This window comes from Trichocoleus sp. Lan (genome assembly GCF_039961855.1).
In the GTDB taxonomy this organism is placed as follows: domain Bacteria; phylum Cyanobacteriota; class Cyanobacteriia; order Cyanobacteriales; family FACHB-T130; genus FACHB-T130.
In genome coordinates, this window is the sequence record NZ_JAMPKA010000017.1 from 90,298 (window position 1) to 109,191 (window position 18,894).

Consider the following 18,894-nt stretch of genomic DNA (forward strand, 5'->3'; position numbering starts at 1 on the left):
TTGATTATTATTTTTTTATTCATTTTTTTATTAGTGATATCCATATCTAGACAAAAAGCGAATTGTTACTACTGGGTTGTTTGGGCCAGGTAAAGTAGAAAGTTGACCCTTGATTGACTTGAGATTCCAGGCGAATGGTTCCTCCTTTGTTTTCGATGATTTTCTTAACGATGGCGAGTCCCACGCCGGTGTTTTCTACCTTATCTCGTGCCTCTAGAGTTTGAAACATGACAAAAATTTTTTCATGATATTGCGGAGCGATCCCACACCCATCATCTGCCACGGCAAATTCATAGAATGCTTCTTTATCTTGTACTGATATGGTCGCGCTTCCATCCAACCGAGGGTGGTGTTTGAAGCAATTGCTGAGCAGATTTGCAAACACTTGTTCTAAGGGCAAGCGCTCGGTGTGGAAGGTAGGCATTCCGGGCTGGATGGTGATAGAGAACGTGGGTGGAGGTGCAAGCGTGTTGATAACTTCTGCCAGTAAGGTGTCAACGTCTACAATATCTACAAAGGTCTTGACCCGCCCCACACGAGAATACTGCAAAAGACCGTTGATTAGAGCTTCCATCCGATGAACGCGCCCCCGCAGTAAATTCATATTCTGCTGGGTTTCCGGATTTAGAAAGTCGAGTAGGTCTTCTTCAATCCAAGTGGAGAGGTTAGCGATCGCTCTTAGAGGTGCCTTGAGATCGTGGGAAACAATATAAGCGAAGTGGTCGAGTTCGGCGTTGCGTTTTTCTAAAGCGGCGTTAGTTTTGGTGAGGATGTTACTCAGACGGGCTAATTCCGCCGCGCGATCGCGCAAAGCTTCTTCGGCAAATTTTCGCTCAGTAATGTCAATACACGAGCCAATATAACCCGCAAAACTGCCATCCGCCAAAAATCGCGGCGTTCCGGTATCTAAGACCCAGCGATACTGCCCATCTGCCCGCAACAGACGGTACTCCATTTGGAAATTTTTCCGGACATGAGAAGCCGCTCGATAAGTATCCAAACAGCGCAGCAAATCCTCTGGATGCACGCCTTCTGCCCAACCTTTGTCGAGTTCTTCCTCCAAGGTACGCCCTCGGAAGCTCAGCCAACGCTGATTGAAGAAATGACACCGCCCATCCCGATCTGCCACCCATAACAAGACGGGGGCACTATCTGCCATCGTGCGGAAGCGTTCTTCGCTTTCCCGCAATGCCGCCTCCGTTCGCTGACGCTCTGCGAGTTCTTGTTGAAGCGTTTTAAACAGACCCGCGTTGTCAACAGCTAAAGCAGCGCGACGGGCAAGTTCGCAGGCAAAGGTCAGGTCAGCTTGACCGTAGCGACGACCCGACTCGGCTGAGGTAAAGGTAATTGCCCCCAAGGTGCGTCCGCGAGCTACCAGGGGCACCACCATTGCCGATGTAAAGCCTATCTGTCTCAAGATTTCTAGGTGTTCGGGATCGCGAGCCGCCTCTACCAGGAGGGAGTCGGGAATCTCCGCGTATAACTCCGCCTGACCCGTGCGTAAAACGTTGGGGAGACCATAAGATTCATCGGGATCGGGCGGGTAGCGCTCCTGCAATTGGTAAGCCCAATCGACCTTCGATGGGTCTTGATGGACAACTGCCAGTCGGCGAATTGTTTGATTTTCGTCGAGCATATCGATAGAACACCAGTCAGCTAGCTGGGGAACTGCTAGATGAGCCAGGGTTTCTAAGGTAGTTTGATAGTCAAGGGAGCTAGTCAGGAGGGTCGTCGCTTCACCCAAAAAGTGCTGTTGTTCGTTAATTCGCTGGTGTAGCGTAGCGTGCCGATGGCTTTCGCTGATGTCCGTACCCACCCCAATCGTGCGTACTGCCTTGCCGGTTTCGTCGCACAAAACCTGACCTTTTCCAGAGATCCAGTGGATGCTACTGTCAGGCCAAACGATGCGAAATTCAAGCTCAAAATCAGTCTTCTGCTCGACTGACTGAGCGATCGCCTTTTTCAAGGAATCCCGATCGTCTGGATGCACTACTTCTAGGAAGGCGGCAAACGTACCGGCAAAAGTTCCGGGAAGTAAACCGTGCATGCGTTCTAGAGTCTCTGACCACGTCAGCTCGCCGGTAAGGATATTCCAGTCCCAGATCCCCATCCGTCCTGCCTCCAGGGACAATCGCAGTCGCTCCTCGCTCGTATGTAGCGCTGCTTGCGTTTGCTGCCGACTGGTAACATCCAGAACCAAAGATAACACTGACATCAAGCGACCCGATTCATCTAGCAAAGCGGAGTTGTACCACTCGCAGTAGACAATCGAGCCATCTTTTGTATAGTTACGGTTTTGGGACACGCTGCGCCCTTCGCTGCCTTTGAGCAACCGTCCGATCTCATCATTGACTACTGCTACATCTTCGGCGTAGATAAATTGCCATTCCTGAGGATGTTTACCCGTTACTTCGGCGCTTCGCCATCCGAAGAGCGCTTCAGCTTCCCGCGACCACCTCGCCACTCGAAAGTTGCTGTCCCACTCGATGAGCGCTAAGGGTGAGTTTTCTAGATGGAAGTTGAGTTTGTGCAGTTCATCTCCCGATGCCGTTGGAGTTGGCTGTAAGAAGCCGCGATCGCTGAGCATTTCCTCCCAGGAGCGATCGCGGCTTCGGTCTGGCGTTTTTAGAGACATCTGAGGATAATTGCTAACAGCACTACTCAGCCTCGTTTCCAAAACGGAATTTTCGCTTGGGCTTCCCGCCTCTGGGTACTTTTTTACATTGGCGAAAGCCGCTAAAACAGCGCTCCACAGACCGAGTTTCGTGCCACCGTACCAGATGCCCACCAATATGGCAGCAAAAAGTATTAGAAAAGGAGTTTCTTTTCCACCAGTTAGAATGTTTAGAATCAGTTTAATTAGCAGTGCTAGTGTCACCGCTAATAGAGCGATACCGTAACGCATTACCTGGAAGCCTACCCCTGGCAAAAGTTTCATCCTTTTAAACACAAATTGCCATAAAACCACTTTCTCAGGCATCAACCACTAGGAAGGTGATCGATTGCCTAGGGTTTTCCGCTGTGTTCAGTCGGATTGCATCCAGTATTATAGAACTCGCTCCAGAAAGTCCGCGCAATTGAGTTGGAGTTGCGATCGCGTGTCTTCGGAGCGAGGCGTTAGCCTAGCCCTGGCTTGTTAATTCGCGCCAGAGTTTTTGTAGTTGCTTTTTAGTAGAATCAACCCTGACGTAGCATCAGCCATAGGGACGATTATAGAGATTCGGCATCTACAATTTGCACCGTTACTCTATCGAATCTAGATTAAGGAATCCTTACTAAAGGCTTGAATTTAAAAAAAAGTTTAAGTTTTAACGAAAGTAAAAAAGTAAGTTTTAGTACCAATCGAAGATTTAAAACTCGCATTAGATGCAGACCAAAAGTTTTTGAATTGGTACTTTTGTACGCCTAAGCAAGGATGGTTTTGTTTATCGCAGTTCTCTCTTGGGTGCAAGAAGGAACCTCACCCCCAGCCCCTCGACCTTCACGGAGAGGGGAGAAGATTGAACGCCTCTGGGATGTTTAGACGCGCTTTCAACCGCCAGCTTAAGACGGGTGCCTGAGATGAGTTTAGGTACTCAGAACCGATTTCGACCAGGTAAAGCGAAAGGTTGCTCCTTTGCCTGCTTGAGATTCTACCCAGATGGTTCCTCCTTGGGTTTCAACAATTTTTTTGACCAGGGTTAGACCGATGCCCGTGTTTTCGACGATATCGCGAGCTTGTAAAGTCTCAAAGATGGCAAAAACCTTCTCGTGATATTCGGGGGCAATTCCTGGCCCGTTATCTGCCACGGCAAACTCATAAAAGTTACTTTGGTCTTGAACAGATATTGTCACTTGTCCCTCTGTTTGGGGGTTGTGTTTAATCGCGTTGCTAATCAGATTGGCAAACACCTGTTGTAGGGGCAAGCGTTCGGTGCGTAGGGTAGGCATTCCAGGGTTTACGGCGATGGTAAAAGCCGGTGGCGGTGCGAGGGTGTCAATGACCTCTGCGAGAAGTTTTTCCACATCCACCAATTCCACAGACGCCTTTATACGCCCAACGCGGGAATATTGAAGGACGCCATTGATCAGCGCTTCCATACGATGGACGCGCGATCGCATTAAGTCTAAATTGTGCCTAGTTTCTTCAGTCAGGTGGTCGGAGATGTCTTCTTCAATCCAAGTGGAGAGATTAGCGATCGCTCTCAGCGGTGCTTTGAGGTCGTGGGAGACAATATAGGCAAACTGATCGAGTTCTTGGTTGCGTTTCTCTAGAGCAATATTGGTTTGGGCAAGGATGGCGCTTAAGCGGGCTAATTCCCCTGCACGCGATCGCAAATCTTCTTCTGCTTGTTTGCGTTCGGTAATGTCGCTGTTGATTTCCAAGGTCGCTAAGGGTTCGCCCTCATCATCTGTCTGCAATGTCCATCGGCTAGAAACCCGAATCTGCGTACCATCGCGCTTGGTGTCGAGCAGTTCGCCTTTCCAGTAACCGTCGTGAAGAAACATTTCGTCGATTTCTTCGATATTGGGAGGAAATTCGGTTCTCAAGAGTTCGTGGGCGTATTGACCGAGGGCTTCTTTCTTTGTCCAACCGTACAGCCGTTCTGCCCCCAGATTCCAATAAGTAATCCGATCGTCGCGATCGCGCACCAAAATCGCGTCATTTGCCAGATCCAGCAATGTCGCTTGTTTTCGCAGCATTTCCTCAGCTTGCTGGCGATCCGTAATGTCCCGCATAATCCCAATCAGCAAGCGCTGATTGTAAGAATGTATCTCGCTAAACGCTAACTCCATTGGAAACGTGGTGCCATTCTTGCGGCGTCCTACGGTTTCTTGCAGTTGCCGCATTTTGACTGGGTTGTTGCCCACAAAGTGGTTGAGCGCCTGGATGCTATCACCGCTGAAGGGCTGCGCCACCAAGAGTTTCAGGTTTTTGCCAATCGCTTCGGCGGGTTCGTACCCAAACATCAAGGTAGCAGCTTGATTAAAAGACTCAATATGACCTTGATCGTTGATAGTGATAATCCCATCTACCACATTGTCTAAAATGGCGCGGATGCGAATGTTACTTTCGCGCAAACCCGTTTGTTGTCCTGCCAGTTCCCGGTCGAGCTGATCGAACAGATACACCGCTGCTAACGATCCCAGAAGACCGAGTGTTGCTGTGGCGCTGAGTACGCCAATGGTAATTCGCTGCTGATGCTTTAAGTCTCGGCTGCGCTGGTCAAGCAAACGAGCTTCCTCGGCGGAGAACAGGGCAATTTGCCGACGAATGGCATCCATCGTGGTTTTGGCTTGAGGCTCCAATCGGAAACTGCCAGCATTTCCCTGCTTGACGACTTTTATCCGAGCCACATTCTGGTTCATTATGCTGACTTTTTGCCGTACCAGCTTTTGAAGCTGCTGGACTCGTTGCAGCTGTTGCGGCTTATCTTTGACGGAATTATCCAGTTCTTTGAGGAATTGAGGAATGCTTGCGATCGCTGCGTTATAAGGTTCTAGATATTCCGGGCGGTAAGTTAAGGCATAACCCCGAACCCCTGTTTCGGCATCCACTATCGCTGTGAGCAAGCGATTGGCTTGTAATAGCACCTTCTGCGTTTTGTCAACATAATTTTGCGCCGTTGCAGTACTGCGTTGCAGCCCAGCAAATACCACCACCGACGTTAAAAGACACATGATCGGGATGGCGATGATCAGGGCACCCCGCCGACGCACGGGAAGATCGGACCAAAGAAGGTGTAGGTATTGAGTTCCAGAAGGAGCCATTGCAAGCTTTGACTTTTAGCTTAAGCTTTTAGCTTAACTAACTTGGGTGCTGTCCCAGTGAAAGTGTAGATTGTGGCTGATAACGAGTGAGTGGCTACTGATGGAGAAAGCGATCGCCCAACTTGCCAAGTCCAAAGCCGACGCAATCCGGTTCTGTAACAGGTACAGTCCTGGGATCGGGGTGTAACTGAACGAGCTATCTATGCTCGCTGCTTCGGCTCTAGACGGTTTGGCAAAGAGATTCCTTTAAAGAATTCTCCAGCCCGGATGATTCTCATGCTGCCAACCCGGTATACTCATACCAGCGGTAGTTGAACTCTGGGCTGCTCGTGCTGCCATTGGCAAGTAAAAATCTGAGATTCTGCTGTCTGCCACGTCTGGTGATGTTGAGCAAGGCATTTTCCCAGTTCAGCCACCTGACTCAACCAGAGAAACCGCCTTGTGCGCTCCAGCAGAAAGGTAAAATCCAGATGGTTAGTGGTTTGTTGCAGTTATCGATCGTACACTCGTACTAAAATTGACCAATTGCCAAACTGTCCCTTTTAAAAGACTGCCGCGCTCAAGCTTTGGTTTATGGTTAGGTTTGCCATGTGCCCGCCAGTAAAAATATCACCTCAAACAGATGAGGAGGGTATAAATTACTAATACTAGAACACGCAAAGAATGGCAGTAGATTGACGACTGCAAACTCTTTAGGAAATCTTTATTTTTAGAAAGTCCATAGAATTGCAAAGTGTGGAAGAGAAGATGAGTCAAATTCGCGTCGCTTTAATTGAAGACCACGACCTGACTAGGGTCGGCATCCGGACAGCGCTGCAACAGCGCGGGGAAATTGAATTTGTAGGTGAAGCCGCCAATGCCACTGAAGGTCTGAAATTACTGGAAACGACCAAGCCAGATGTGGCGATTGTCGATATTGGCCTGCCCGATATGGACGGAATTGAATTGACGAGGACGTTTAGGGAATGGCAGGTGGCTTCGGAGGATGGGGGTCATACCAAGATACTGGTGTTGACTTTACAAGATGACGAAGAAGCGGTATTGGCGGCATTTGCAGCAGGTGCAGATTCCTACTGCATGAAAAACATTAGTTTTGATAAGTTGCTCGAAGCGCTGCAAGTGACGCACGAAGGCAACGGCTGGATCGACCCAGCGATCGCCCGGATTGTCCTACAGCAGACTCGATCTAGTCAGACAGGATTGGATCAAGCAGCCATATCCAAAACGGTGATTATCAATGCCACCGAACCGGAATACAGCCAGCTAATTGAAGCTTATCCGCTGACGGAACGGGAATTAGAAGTTTTGCAGCTGATTGTTGAAGGGTGCAGCAATGCCGCGATCGCGGAAAAGCTCTACATCACTGTCGGAACTGTCAAAACCCACGTCCGGAATATTTTGAACAAGCTGTGTGCCGATGACCGCACCCAAGCGGCGGTGCGTGCTCTACGCTCTGGCTTAGTCGGATAAATACCTTTGCTTGTGGAGGATCGGGCGCTCGGTATGAGTTGACTTCTGCTTGGCTTGACATCGGTGAACCCTCTGTAGCTGCCACAACCTGGCAGCTATGCTCGCCTCTATATCCTGGCAGCGGTATTTAACCCGTAGTCAGTTGGTCGAGTAACAAACCTTAGTCAATGGGCGTCTCAGAATGCCCTCAAAGCTGTTATTCTATCGAATCATCAATCAGCAGCATCACGAGAAATAAAAGCGAGAACCGGATTTTGCTCCGGTTGGCGATATGCAGGCAAGGGATGAGGAGTGAAAATCCCCTCAAGCTGTCGATGATCTAATTAAGCGGGAAGCGGAGTGTGCCGATGAGTCAGGCAGAAGGGAGCAAACTCAAACTGATGGTGGTTGATGATGAGCATGACAACCTAGATTTACTCTATCGGACATTTCGGCGAGATTTTCGCGTCTTCAAAGCCGACAGTGCCTTCAGCGCCATTCAAGTTTTGGACACGGAAGGGGAAATGGCTGTGATTATTTCTGACCAGCGCATGCCCCAAATGAATGGAACCGAATTTTTAAGTAAAACAGTTGAGCGCTTTCCCGATACCATCCGGATTCTCCTAACCGGCTACACGGATGTCGAAGATTTAGTCGATGCGATTAACTCCGGTCAGGTGTTCAAGTACATCACCAAACCCTGGAACCCGGAGAACTTAAAAGCAGTAGTTCAACAAGCCGCGGAAACTTACCGCGTGCTGAAACAAAGGACGAACGAACTGCGCCGCGCCTTGCGCCGAGAAGAACTCTTGAATGCGGTGACAACGGCAATTCGGGAGTCGCTAGATTACCAGAGTATGCTGCAAACCGTTGCCAATACCATTGGGCAAGCTTTTGAAGCGAGTTATTGCGTTCTGCGACCCGTAGAGAGCGATCGCTTGACCAGCGAAATTTTTTTCTATCCAACTCCAAATGAGCTGAGCGAGGATACAGAACCCCCAGTACCGGAACACGACTCAGACTCCTTACTCCAAGCAGCCCTGGAAAGTCGCAAAGTCCAACTTGCCCAAGGCGAACAAGAGGGAAGGCGTTCCACTCAGTTAGGAGTGCCGCTGATCTTCCAGCAGCAGGTGCTAGCGGTTCTCTGCCTCTATCAAGAAAATAGCGATCGCCTCTGGGCACCCGACGAAGTTCAGCTGATAGAAGGCGTCGCGGAACAAGCCGCTTTGGCGCTTTCTCAGGCGAAACTCTACCAGCGCACGCAGCAGCAAGCTCAGCAAATGCGTGCCGAACTAGAAGTCGCTCGTCAAATTCAAAATAACCTCCTCCGCCAAAGTTGGCCTGAAGTAGAAGGGATGCAGGTGCAAGCCTGCTGCGTCGCCGCTAGAGAAGTGGGGGGTGATTTTTTTGAAGTGTACGTCCATCCCCAAGGCGATGTTTGGCTGGCAGTGGGAGATGTCTCTGGGAAAGGCGTCCCCGCGGCTCTATTTATGGCAAGTGCAATTTCTATTCTGCGCCGGGAACTCGCTCAGGAAATTTCTCCGGAGCCAGATGTCGTCATGCGGAATCTTAACAGCATTATGTCCAACGATCTCGTCAGCACCAACTGCTTTATCACGATGGTGCTGGCTCGTTATACCCCAGCCACTCAAGAGCTGGTATATGCCAACGCCGGTCACATCTATCCCTTAGTCTGGTCTAATCGGGAAGTCGTGCAACAAAGAGCGGCACCTACTTCAGACTCGGCGCTGGAACCAAATTTTCTCAAGACTCGCGGCATCCCTTTGGGAATTTTACCCATCTGGAAAGCTAAGCAGGGGCAACTGACCTTAAATTCAGGTGAAATTCTGCTACTGACGAGTGACGGGATTACCGAGGCGACTGTCACCCAAGAAAGTAGCCTTCGACATACTGCTTCGGAGATCGCGCCGACGGCAGAAGTTAACACTGGCAGCTTTGAAGGTACGAGTAGTATGCTGACACAAGATGGGCTTTGGAAACTTGTATGCCTTGAGCCAGTACCTTTCGATTTGAATAACTTACTCGCGCGGATTCGAGAACACACCAATAACGTTCAGGAAGACGACCAAACTATACTCTCTCTGGAGGTTCTTTAAGTACATGAAAACGGAGCTGCACATACCAAGTGATTTGAAGTTTTTAACAATTGTTGAAAGCTGGCTACTGGGATGTTTGGAAGTCGAACTGACCGACTCGGTGGATTGGCCTCGTCAATCGAATCGCTTGCGATTGGCTTTGGTGGAAGCATACTCGAATGTGGTGCGTCATGCTCATAAGGAGCAACCAAATTTGCCCGTGCTAATTCGCCTAGAGCTGAAAAATCGGGATATTGCTCTCGAAATTTGGGATCACGGTCAGGGATTTGACTTATCAACTTATCTCCCGCCTACCCCGAATGATAAACAGGAAAGCGGCTATGGGTGGCTGATTATGAATAGGTTAATGGATCGAGTAGAGTATCGCTTACAAGTAAACGGTCGTAACTGTTTGAAGTTAGAAGCGAGTTTGCCAGAAGCGACAAAAGCATAGCATCGTGGGATTGATGGTTTTTTATGCCATCAGGGTGCCCAAAAAATAGACAAAATTAGGAACCAAAGAGAGCTTTTAACCGGGTATTTTCTGACCTCATGAGCTGGATAGCCTGAGGTTTTTTAATAGGAACCAGCACAACGATCTAGGCGAGCCGGGTCAATGGAGTGGCATCTCCTCTTTTTGTTAAAAGAAGTAAAGCGAATAGCGATCGTTTTACAGGGAATTGATAAGTTTCACAAAGAAGAGTTGACTTATAAAATGACTCGATTCCAGGCTAAACCTGGGATCGAGGTAAAAATCCTTATCTAAGCGCGTAATCAACGGCGTAAGTTCAGTAACTCTTGGGGAGATGCTAATAGTTTGATCCGGGTAAAAATAATTTGACGCTGTGGATTGAGGATAAATATCCAGGAGACATTGACGCCAAAAACGGGAGTTTGTACCTTACCACCAACCTGAATCTGCGTGTTGCCGTCTTCTAGGGTTTCGGAAATTCCTTCACGGGGGGAGAGAGTCATGCCCTTGGCTTCTGCTTGCAGGTAAGATGCGATCGCATCATGTCCCACAATCGGCGACTCAAATGGGGGATTCATTTCCCCATCCTCTGCAAACAAAGCAGCAGTTGTTTCAAAGTCTCCTGCATTCATCGTTTCAAAATAGCGCAGCACGACAGGCTCTGTTATTCCGGCAATTGTCAGCTCGGTGGTAAATTCAGATTCCGAAGTTAAAACTAGATCGTCAGCTGGTGTCATGGCATTTCCTACAAACCACACCGATCAGTATTAAACAAAACAGCAGGTTCGCACCTGCGCTTCTGGAGGGATTGTTCAGAACTTTCCTGCTTTTGCATCTGTGTTGCTGCGGTTTCAACCGCTAGGTGCAAAACCGAAATCCGAGAAACTATAATGATTCGAGTCAGATGCGATCGCCATCAAACCTTGTGAAAGTACCCATCAGTAGTCGCGAAGTGAAGCAAAAAGCCTTTGAGTTGGGATTCCACAAGGCAGGAATCGCGGCTGTAGATGGGGCAGAAGTGAAAGTACAGCCGTTGCAGGCATGGCTGGCACAAGGCTATCAGGCGGACATGGAATGGATGGCGAATCCTAAGCGGCAAGATATCCATCGAGTCATGCCAGAAGTGCGATCGCTGATTTGTGTGGCCCTCAACTATTACACGCCTCACCAGCGTCCCGAAGGTAAGGAATACGCCAAAATCTCCCGCTATGGCTGGGGAAGGGATTATCACAAGATCCTGCATAAAAAGCTGAAAGCACTCACCACTTGGCTGCAAGAGCAGGGAGAAGGCATCTCTGCGCGTTACTATGCTGATACTGGCCCCGTGCAAGATAAAGTTTGGGCACAGCAAGCTGGAATTGGTTGGATTGCCAAGAATGGAAATGTCATTACGCGCGAGTATGGTTCTTGGGTATTTTTAGGGGAAGTATTGACCAACCTCGACTTAACGCCTGACTTGCCCCATACTGAACACTGTGGCACTTGCACTCGTTGTATCGATGCTTGTCCCACGGGTGCAATTACCCAGCCCTTTGTCATAGACGCTAATCGGTGCATCGCTTACCACACAATTGAGAATCGGGCTGAAAAGTTACCAGACGCGCTAAGCGAAGCGAAACCGTTAGCGAAGCAGGACGGAGTGGCAGCGATCGCATCTCCTCTGCAAGGCTGGGTTGCTGGTTGCGATATCTGCCAGGATGTTTGCCCTTGGAATCAGCGTTTTGCTCAGCCTACGGATGTTGCCGATTTTCAGCCGTATTCTGGCAATGTAGCTCCCCTTCTAAGCGAATTAGCGGAAATTTCTGATGAAGAGTGGGATCGTCGGTTTCCCGCCTCAGCGCTGCGGCGGATAAAACCGGAGATGTTGCGGCGCAATGCTAGGGCAAATTTGGAAGCAAAAGCACCACTCGACGTATGACATAGCGCCAGCAAGTAGGCACTACACAAGACAAAATTCAGCCCAAGTTGAGATACACCCAAAACAATGACCGTAAAAGTCATAATTTTTGATTTCGATGGCACAATTGCTGATAGCCTTGATGCCGTCGTGAATATTACTAATCGTTTAGCCGTAGAATTCGGGCATCAGCCAGTCAGTCTAGAAGATATCGAAAAGATTAAAAATTTAAGTTCTAGCCAAATTATTAAATTTTCTGGGGTTTCTATCTTTAAGTTACCCTTTCTACTTAGGAAAGTTAGAACAAGATTACATAATCAGGTTCAAGATTTAAAACCTTTTCCAGGGATTAAAGAAACTTTTACAGAGTTGAAAAATCTGGGGTACCGATTAGGGATTATAACATCTAATTCCAAGGAAAATGTTTCGATTTTTTTGAAGCAGAATGATTTTATAGACTTATTTGATTTTATTTATTCAGCCCCAACGATTTTTGGAAAACACAAAGTAATTAATAGTTTTTCTAAAAAACAAGATATGCAAATTAATGAGATGGTTTATGTTGGAGATGAAACAAGAGATATCGAAGCGGCAAGAAAGAGCCGGATAAAAGTAATTTCAGTTAGTTGGGGTTTTAATTCAAAAGAAGTTTTAGCTAAACATCACCCAGATTTTTTGATTGACAAACCTAGCGAACTATTAGAAGTGATAGGAAGTTTACAAAAACAGCCAGTGTAAAGATGGAAGCCGCTTTCTAAAGTTAATTGAAAGAATACGCGAGCGTGCTGCCATAGCTCAGATAACTACTGACTAGCCTATGACTTTACAGATAGCTTTGAGAACTTGTAGTAATTGGGTTAAACGCTCAGAATCAATCAAGTTCAACTCTGGCATTAGCAGATAAGTCGGGGGATTTCCCCGCTGAATATACACTAATTGATATCGCAGCCCGTTTGTCGTTAGTCCCCAAATGGATGTTTGATGTTCTAAACTTTTATGGGCATAGGTAAGGAGTTGAGGAAGACCCGTGAAAGCTTCAACCTGACTGTTTTTAGCTTCAATGACCAAAACCCAAAAAGATACGTTAGCTGTTGTCTGGTGAGTTTTCTTGACAGCTAAAATATCCAATCGTCCTGTAATGATGGTGTCTTCATCTGTGATATTGATATCTGCGATACCCTCTTCCAAGCTAATGTGGATAGGGTAGCAGTAAAAGCTAGCTAATCGCAGTAACGGAGCAACGGTAAGAAGCTTTACCTGTCCTTCCAGCACTTTTCCTGCTGTTAAATAGTGGCGAAAGTCATCCCAAATTTGTAATAGTTCTTGCTGTTCAAACTCTGTTAGAGGTTCTAAAGATAACAACGGTGTGAAAGAACCATTGTACTGCTCCTGAAAGTTTAAAAGACGATGAACATCATCTAGAAATAAATTGCGGGCGTTGAGAGTTGTCATGGGGTTATGTGAATTTTGGATTTTGGATTGAATGAGTTCGGTTGTTAGGGGTAAAAATTATTTTCTGAGTTTATGCCTATAGCGGGGGAAGATGCTCTTTTGGTAAGTGGTAGATGAGCGAATAGTACCCAACAGCTTATTGCCGAAAAAAGTCTTGCTAAATCGTAAAAATCCAACTAACGCGAGAGAATTGCGATGCCAGTCTGTGGATCGAAGAAATGAATTTTCTCTGGCATCAGCGATAACCACAAGCGATCGCCAATTCGCACCGCTTTGTCTGGAGGAATGCGTACCTGTAAGGGATATGCGATCGCTGACTCTAGGAGAGTGGCAGATAAATAAGTTTCGTTGCCTAGTGCTTCCACCAAATCTACTCGCACTTGGAGATTTTTGGGGGCGGGAACGCCAACGATCAAGTGTTCGGGACGGATGCCTAAAGTCAGGGATTGCCCGTCGTATTTTTGCAGTGCTGACGCCCAAACATCGGGGAGAGTGAGCCGAAATTGAGAATGGGTAATGAGGAGAGGTGCTTTCACTTGCACCGGCAAAAAGTTCATCGGCGGCGAACCAATGAATTCTGCCACGAAGCGGTTGGCTGGCTGGTTGTAAAGTTCCAACGGTGCAGCGATTTGCTGGATTTTTCCGTGATTCATCACCGCGATGCGATCGCCCATCGTCATCGCTTCCGTTTGGTCGTGAGTAACGTAAATGGTTGTTGTGCCAAGCTGTCGCTGCAACTTAACAATTTGGGCGCGAGTTTCTGCCCGAAGTTTGGCATCTAAGTTTGAAAGTGGTTCATCCATCAAAAATACTTGAGGATTGCGCGCGATCGCGCGTCCCAATGCGACTCGCTGCTTTTGCCCTCCTGATAGTTGTTTTGGCAACCTGTTTAAGAGCGGCTCAATTTGCAACAATTGAGCCACTGTCCGCACCTGCTCGTTAATCGCTTTCTCGCGTTCGGGTATGTAGCGAAGATGCTTGGGAAGCGATCGCGTCATTTCCACCAACAGATTTTCCGCCCAGATGGGCAAAGAGGACTGTGGACTGAGTGAAGCATTCCCCTCCTCTGCGCCCCCATTTTCCTGCTTCCCCGCGCCTTTGTGCCCCGTGCGCCGCAGTCCAAAGGCAATGTTGTCATACACCGTCATGTGGGGATAGAGGGCATAGTTTTGAAACACCATTGCGATGTCTCGTTCCTTTGGCGGCAAATCGTTCACGAGAGTGTCCCCCACCCGGATATTGCCCCCCGTTAATTCTTCCAGTCCCGCAATCAGCCGCAACAGGGTACTTTTGCCACAGCCAGAAGGGCCTACCAACACCATAAACTCGCCATCTTGCACCGTCAGGTTAATCCGTCGCAAGACATTTGTTGCTCCAGACGGAGACGAAGGTTTGTCATCTACAACCAGCGACCCCTCATCGACTGGCGTCAGCAGAGGTTCAGGCGCGATCGCTGCGACGACTTCCCCTTGACGACCGGAAAAGCTTTTGTAAACGTTTTCTATAACAACTTGTGCCACGGCTATTAATACCCACTACTGAATCTATTTTCAATCACTTACTCGCAGCACAGAACTCTTAGGAAAATCGGAGAACCAAAGCAGTAGGGAATCTTGTGGCGGAAAAGAATTAATGGCTTTGAGTTCGGGATTCATCGCACTTCCCAATAAATCCCGAACGCCGAACTACGAACAAAGGACGACAGTAATAATTTTTTCGTCCGGGTTTAATTCGAGGATGCGATCGCCTGTTCCATCTTTCCCTCGCAACTGCACTGAATTTACTGGCATTCGCACGACTCGCTGGGCGCTTGTCAGAAGGACGATCTGAGACTTTGCTGGAGCCGCGACCATCGCTGCCAAAGCATCTGTTTTGCTGGTAAAATGCAGTGCCTGAGTGCCAAGGTCGCCAAGATTTGCCAGTCGGATTGTACTCATCGGCAGGCGTTTGGCATACCCCAACTGGGAAACGATTAAAATGTTCTCATCATCCCCCAGGGTTAAGGCTCCCACCAGTTGCTCGGAACGCCGCAGCCGCATTGCCTGCACCCCCATCGTCGTGCGTCCCATCAAGGGTAGATGATCGTCGTTGACTTGAAGCCGCAGCAAACGTCCACCCCCAGTCGCCAAAACGAGCTGTTCGCCGGTTTTAGCCAGATTGACGTACTTTAACCGATCGTCTTCTTTCAGTTTCATGAGCGTGATGCCGCGACTGGTAAGGTTAGCCAGTTCTACCAGAGGCAGGCGCTTGATTCTCCCCTGTTCGCTAAGCAAAATTAGATCGGCACTTTGCGGATTTTCAGGCAGAAAAAAGTTGGAGACAATCGTTTCTGCCGCAGTTTGAGCTGAGTTGGACAGCAAGCCGATTAGCGGCGTTCCCCGCGATTGCTTCCCGGTTGGCGGAATCTCACCCACCTTGATGGGGTAAGCTTTGCCGCCGCTGCTGAGTACGACTAACTCGGCTTGGGTGCTAGTCACCTGAGTTTTGACGATAAAATCATCCGGACGACTGCCGCCATCACCTTTCCCCGACGCGGATTTATTCCCATTTTTAGGGATGCGCCGGACATATCCGCGCTGGGTAAACTCCAGAACTGCCTCTTCTTCCAAGTGTTCAGGAGTTAGGAGTGCGGCTTGAGTAGATTTGGCTTCTGACTTGTGACTTTTGTCTTTTGAGTCGGGTTTTTTCTCTGTTGGCTGAGTCTTTAATTCTTTCGCTTCCGTCAGGATCTTGCTACGGCGAGGATCGGTGAATTTGCGTTTGAGCGATCGCAAATCTTTTTTCAAGGCTTTCAGGAGTTCGCGGCGATCGCTTAGCAACAGTTGCAACAGATGAATTCTCTCTGACAACTCGTTAAACTCACCTTGTAAGTTTTGCCGTTCCAAGCCAGTGAGGCGTCGCAAGGGCATTGACAAAATAGCATCCGCCTGGACCTCACTGATATTCAACCGTTCTTGTAGCCTTAACTTGGCGGTGCTGCCATCGGCAGCATTCCGGAGAATTTCAATCACCGCATCCAACTCGGCTAAAGACGCCAGCAACCCTTCCACAATGTGAATGCGTCTTTCTGCCTCGCCCAATTCGTAGGTATATTGCCGCGTCAGCGTCTGTTCTCGGAACTTGAGAAATTCCTCCAACAACTGGCGCAACGTCAGCTGACGCGGTTGCCCATCTACCAATGCCAACAGGATCGCGCCAAAATTGGTACACAGCGCTGTTTGTCTATAGAGTTGATCGAGGACATGGTGAGGATTGGTGTCTCGTTTCAATTCCACCACCACGCGCATTCCTTCGCGATCGCTTTCATCCCGAAGATCCGCGATGCCTTCGATTCGACCCTGATTGACCAGTTCCGCTACCTTCTCAATCCAACCCGCCTTATTCACCTGAAAAGGCAATTCCGTCACCACAATTGCCGTCCGCTTGTGCCGTCCCCGAGTTGCCGCAATTTCCTCAATCTGGGCGACTCCCCGCACGGTGATGCTACCGCGACCCGTGCTGTAAGCTTCCCGAATTCCCTCTGTCCCGACAATTTCGCCCCCCGTCGGGAAATCTGGCCCCGGAACTAGCTTCCATAGCTTCCCGTCTGGGAGATCGGGTTGATCGATTAGGGCAATTAAACCATCCACGATCTCACCCAAGTTGTGCGGCGGCACATTCGTTGCCATGCCGACGGCAATTCCGGCGCACCCGTTGAGTAATAACACCGGCAGCTGAGCTGGCAGTACGGTTGGTTCTTGTTGGGAATTGTCAAAGTTGCCGATGAAGTCAACTGTGGCTTCGCCAATTTCACTCAGAAGCGCTTCATGACTAATTGCAGCCAGTCGCGTTTCCGTGTAACGCATCGCCGCAGGTGGGTCATTATCCACCGAGCCAAAGTTACCATGACCGCCGAGGAGGGGATAGCGGCTGGAAAATTCTTGCACCAGACGCACTAAGGCGTCGTAAACCGCCTGGTCGCCATGTGGATGATATTTGCCCAAAACATCCCCAACCACCCTAGCGCACTTGCGGTAGGGGCGGTCTGGCGTCAGTCCGAGTTCGTGCATGGCATACAAAATCCGCCGATGCACCGGCTTTAAACCGTCGCGGACATCGGGTAATGCACGCCCGACGATCACACTCATGGCATATTCAAGGTAAGACCGTTGCATCTCCGCGTGTAAAGGCGTGGGGATGATCTGTCCGGTTGCCAAAAGGTTCAGTTGTTTCGCCATGAGTTTTATTCCCTAGTTCCTGAAAACGTAAAATTTTTTTGCATCTTGAGGTTGATGACCGATCGCGTCACAAATGGCAACGTGACAAAGAACCTTTCACAGTAGTATGGAACCGCAGCTATGACCACGACTCTTCCAAAGAGCGCCATTGAAAGGAAAAACTCGATGAAAACCGTTTTGATTGTAGAAGACGATCCGATTAATGCTCGGGTTTTTTCTAAGATTCTGAGCAAGCGGGGCGGTTTGGCAGTTAAGCATACCGAAAACGTGGAAGAGGTGATGCAAATTGCCCAATCCGGTGAGGCTGACATTATTTTGATGGATGTTTCCCTGGCCCATAGTGTTTACCAGGGTAAGTCGGTTGATGGCATAAAAATCACGCAGATGTTGAAGGCTGACCCGCAAACTGCTAGTTTGCCTATTATCCTGGTTACGGCTCATGCGATGGAGGGCGATCGGGAAAATTTCCTCAAACAGAGTGGTGCCGATGCCTATATTTCTAAACCAGTTGTCGATCATCAACTGTTTGTGGATCAAATTAAGGCATTGTTGCCACAATAATACTTTTATGTTCCAGGGGTAGGGCGGGCATTGACCGCCCTGAGTTGTAAAATTCAATGTCTTCCATTTGGAGTGTGAAGGCGCTCTTGTGGCTTTTTACCTTTCAGCCTTTGCCCTCTTCTGTTGCCACCAGTTTAGTACATTTGTATTATTTAAGGAATCCTGGTGGGTGGTTTCTTTACTTCGCGTGACTCGCAGCCCCCGACAACTCTGGCAAAGTGACATGAGGGGCGTGGCATTAATCCCACAAGCTGGGATTTAAACGGTTGCGGACGTTGGGTAAGGCACGTCCGGCGATCGCGCTCATGGCATATTTAATGGCGTATTCAAAATATGATGGTTGCATCTTTGCGTGTAATCCTGTAGGGACAAACCGTCCGGTCGAAGGTCGGTTCAGTTTTTTTATCATAAGTTTTATTTCCTATTTATTGACAGCAACAAAAAATTTGCATCTTGCGATTGATGGCAAATTAAGCGATAAATTTTAAGGTGACAAAGAAATTTTCATAATCGTATTGAAACAAAAAACAATGACTACGACCCTAGAAAAAAACGCTGTTGAAGGGAAAAACTCGATGAAAACCGTTTTGATTGTAGAAGACGATCCGATTAATGTTCGGGTTTTTTCTAAAATCCTGACAAAGCGAGCCGGTTTGCAAGTGAAACATACTGAAAATGTAGAAGAAGTAATCCAAATCGCCCAAGCTAGGGAGGTTGACATTATTTTGATGGATGTTTCCTTAACAAACAGTTTTTACCAGGGTAAATCGGTTGATGGCATAAAAATCACCCAACTATTAAAAGCTAACCCGCAAACTGCCGCTCTACCAATTATTCTGGTGACAGCTAATGCGATGGAAGGCGATCGCGAAAATTTCCTCCAGCAAAGTGGTGCCGACGAATACATTTCTAAACCAGTTGTCGATCATCAACTGTTCGTGGAGCAAATCATGGCGCTGATACCACAAAAGTAGTTTTGATGCTGATAAGGTGGAGCAA

The 18,894-nt window shown here is 48.4% G+C and carries 14 protein-coding genes; 7 read left to right on the forward strand and 7 right to left on the reverse strand.

Going from position 1 to position 18,894, the window contains the following annotated elements; genetic code table 11:
* Positions 1-46: 46 nt before the first annotated feature.
* The gene (locus tag NDA03_RS16330) at positions 47-2,938 is read right to left on the reverse strand and encodes a PAS domain-containing protein (protein WP_348238602.1); all 2,892 of its coding nucleotides are present in this window, start codon (positions 2,936-2,938) and stop codon (positions 47-49) included.
* A 629-nt stretch (positions 2,939-3,567) separates the two neighbouring features.
* Positions 3,568-5,751: a PAS domain S-box protein gene (locus NDA03_RS16335; RefSeq protein WP_348238603.1), complete on the reverse strand. Its 2,184-nt coding sequence runs from the start codon at positions 5,749-5,751 to the stop codon at positions 3,568-3,570.
* Positions 5,752-6,498: 747 nt separating this feature from the next.
* Between NDA03_RS16335 and NDA03_RS16340 the strand changes: the two genes are divergently transcribed.
* The 3 genes from NDA03_RS16340 to NDA03_RS16350 all read left to right on the forward strand — a co-directional run bounded on the left by NDA03_RS16340 (position 6,499) and on the right by NDA03_RS16350 (position 9,750).
* Positions 6,499-7,221 carry a response regulator transcription factor gene (locus NDA03_RS16340; RefSeq protein WP_190413611.1) on the forward strand — a complete coding sequence of 241 codons (723 nt, stop codon included), beginning with the start codon at positions 6,499-6,501 and terminating at the stop codon, positions 7,219-7,221.
* A gap of 347 nt (positions 7,222-7,568) precedes the next feature.
* A complete protein-coding gene (locus NDA03_RS16345) occupies positions 7,569-9,317 on the forward strand; it encodes a SpoIIE family protein phosphatase (RefSeq protein ID WP_348238604.1) in 1,749 nt (582 codons plus the stop codon).
* 4 nt (positions 9,318-9,321) lie between these two features.
* The gene (locus NDA03_RS16350) at positions 9,322-9,750 is read left to right on the forward strand and encodes an anti-sigma regulatory factor (RefSeq protein ID WP_190413607.1); all 429 of its coding nucleotides are present in this window, start codon (positions 9,322-9,324) and stop codon (positions 9,748-9,750) included.
* Between the two features lie 320 nt (positions 9,751-10,070).
* Here NDA03_RS16350 and NDA03_RS16355 read toward each other — a convergent pair whose 3' ends face one another.
* Complete coding sequence (locus NDA03_RS16355; RefSeq protein ID WP_348238605.1) at positions 10,071-10,505, reverse strand: ketosteroid isomerase family protein; 435 nt, start codon at positions 10,503-10,505, stop codon at positions 10,071-10,073.
* Between the two features lie 167 nt (positions 10,506-10,672).
* Between NDA03_RS16355 and queG the strand changes: the two genes are divergently transcribed.
* On the forward strand, positions 10,673-11,686 hold the full coding sequence (gene queG, locus NDA03_RS16360; protein ID WP_348238606.1) for a tRNA epoxyqueuosine(34) reductase QueG: 1,014 nt from the start codon (positions 10,673-10,675) through the stop codon (positions 11,684-11,686).
* A 66-nt stretch (positions 11,687-11,752) separates the two neighbouring features.
* Positions 11,753-12,403, forward strand: coding sequence for an HAD-IA family hydrolase (locus NDA03_RS16365; RefSeq protein WP_190413601.1), 651 nt, complete (start codon positions 11,753-11,755; stop codon positions 12,401-12,403).
* Between the two features lie 72 nt (positions 12,404-12,475).
* Here the strand turns inward: NDA03_RS16365 and NDA03_RS16370 are convergent, their stop codons facing one another.
* The 3 genes from NDA03_RS16370 to gyrA all read right to left on the reverse strand — a co-directional run bounded on the left by NDA03_RS16370 (position 12,476) and on the right by gyrA (position 17,334).
* Positions 12,476-13,117 (reverse strand): restriction endonuclease subunit R, encoded by a 642-nt coding sequence (locus NDA03_RS16370; RefSeq protein ID WP_348238607.1) that lies wholly within the window; start codon positions 13,115-13,117, stop codon positions 12,476-12,478.
* Positions 13,118-13,293: 176 nt separating this feature from the next.
* Positions 13,294-14,637 carry an ATP-binding cassette domain-containing protein gene (locus NDA03_RS16375; RefSeq protein ID WP_348238608.1) on the reverse strand — a complete coding sequence of 448 codons (1,344 nt, stop codon included), beginning with the start codon at positions 14,635-14,637 and terminating at the stop codon, positions 13,294-13,296.
* Between the two features lie 165 nt (positions 14,638-14,802).
* Positions 14,803-17,334: a DNA topoisomerase (ATP-hydrolyzing) subunit A gene (gyrA, locus tag NDA03_RS16380; RefSeq protein WP_348238609.1), complete on the reverse strand. Its 2,532-nt coding sequence runs from the start codon at positions 17,332-17,334 to the stop codon at positions 14,803-14,805.
* A 165-nt stretch (positions 17,335-17,499) separates the two neighbouring features.
* On the opposite strand from gyrA, the gene NDA03_RS16385 reads away from it, so the two are divergent.
* Positions 17,500-17,895: a response regulator gene (locus NDA03_RS16385; protein WP_190413592.1), complete on the forward strand. Its 396-nt coding sequence runs from the start codon at positions 17,500-17,502 to the stop codon at positions 17,893-17,895.
* A gap of 238 nt (positions 17,896-18,133) precedes the next feature.
* Here the strand turns inward: NDA03_RS16385 and NDA03_RS16390 are convergent, their stop codons facing one another.
* Complete coding sequence (locus NDA03_RS16390) at positions 18,134-18,304, reverse strand: hypothetical protein (RefSeq protein ID WP_190525007.1); 171 nt, start codon at positions 18,302-18,304, stop codon at positions 18,134-18,136.
* A 166-nt stretch (positions 18,305-18,470) separates the two neighbouring features.
* Here NDA03_RS16390 and NDA03_RS16395 point away from each other — a divergent pair, with 166 nt between their 5' ends.
* On the forward strand, positions 18,471-18,869 hold the full coding sequence (locus NDA03_RS16395; protein WP_190413779.1) for a response regulator: 399 nt from the start codon (positions 18,471-18,473) through the stop codon (positions 18,867-18,869).
* Positions 18,870-18,894 lie beyond the last annotated feature (25 nt).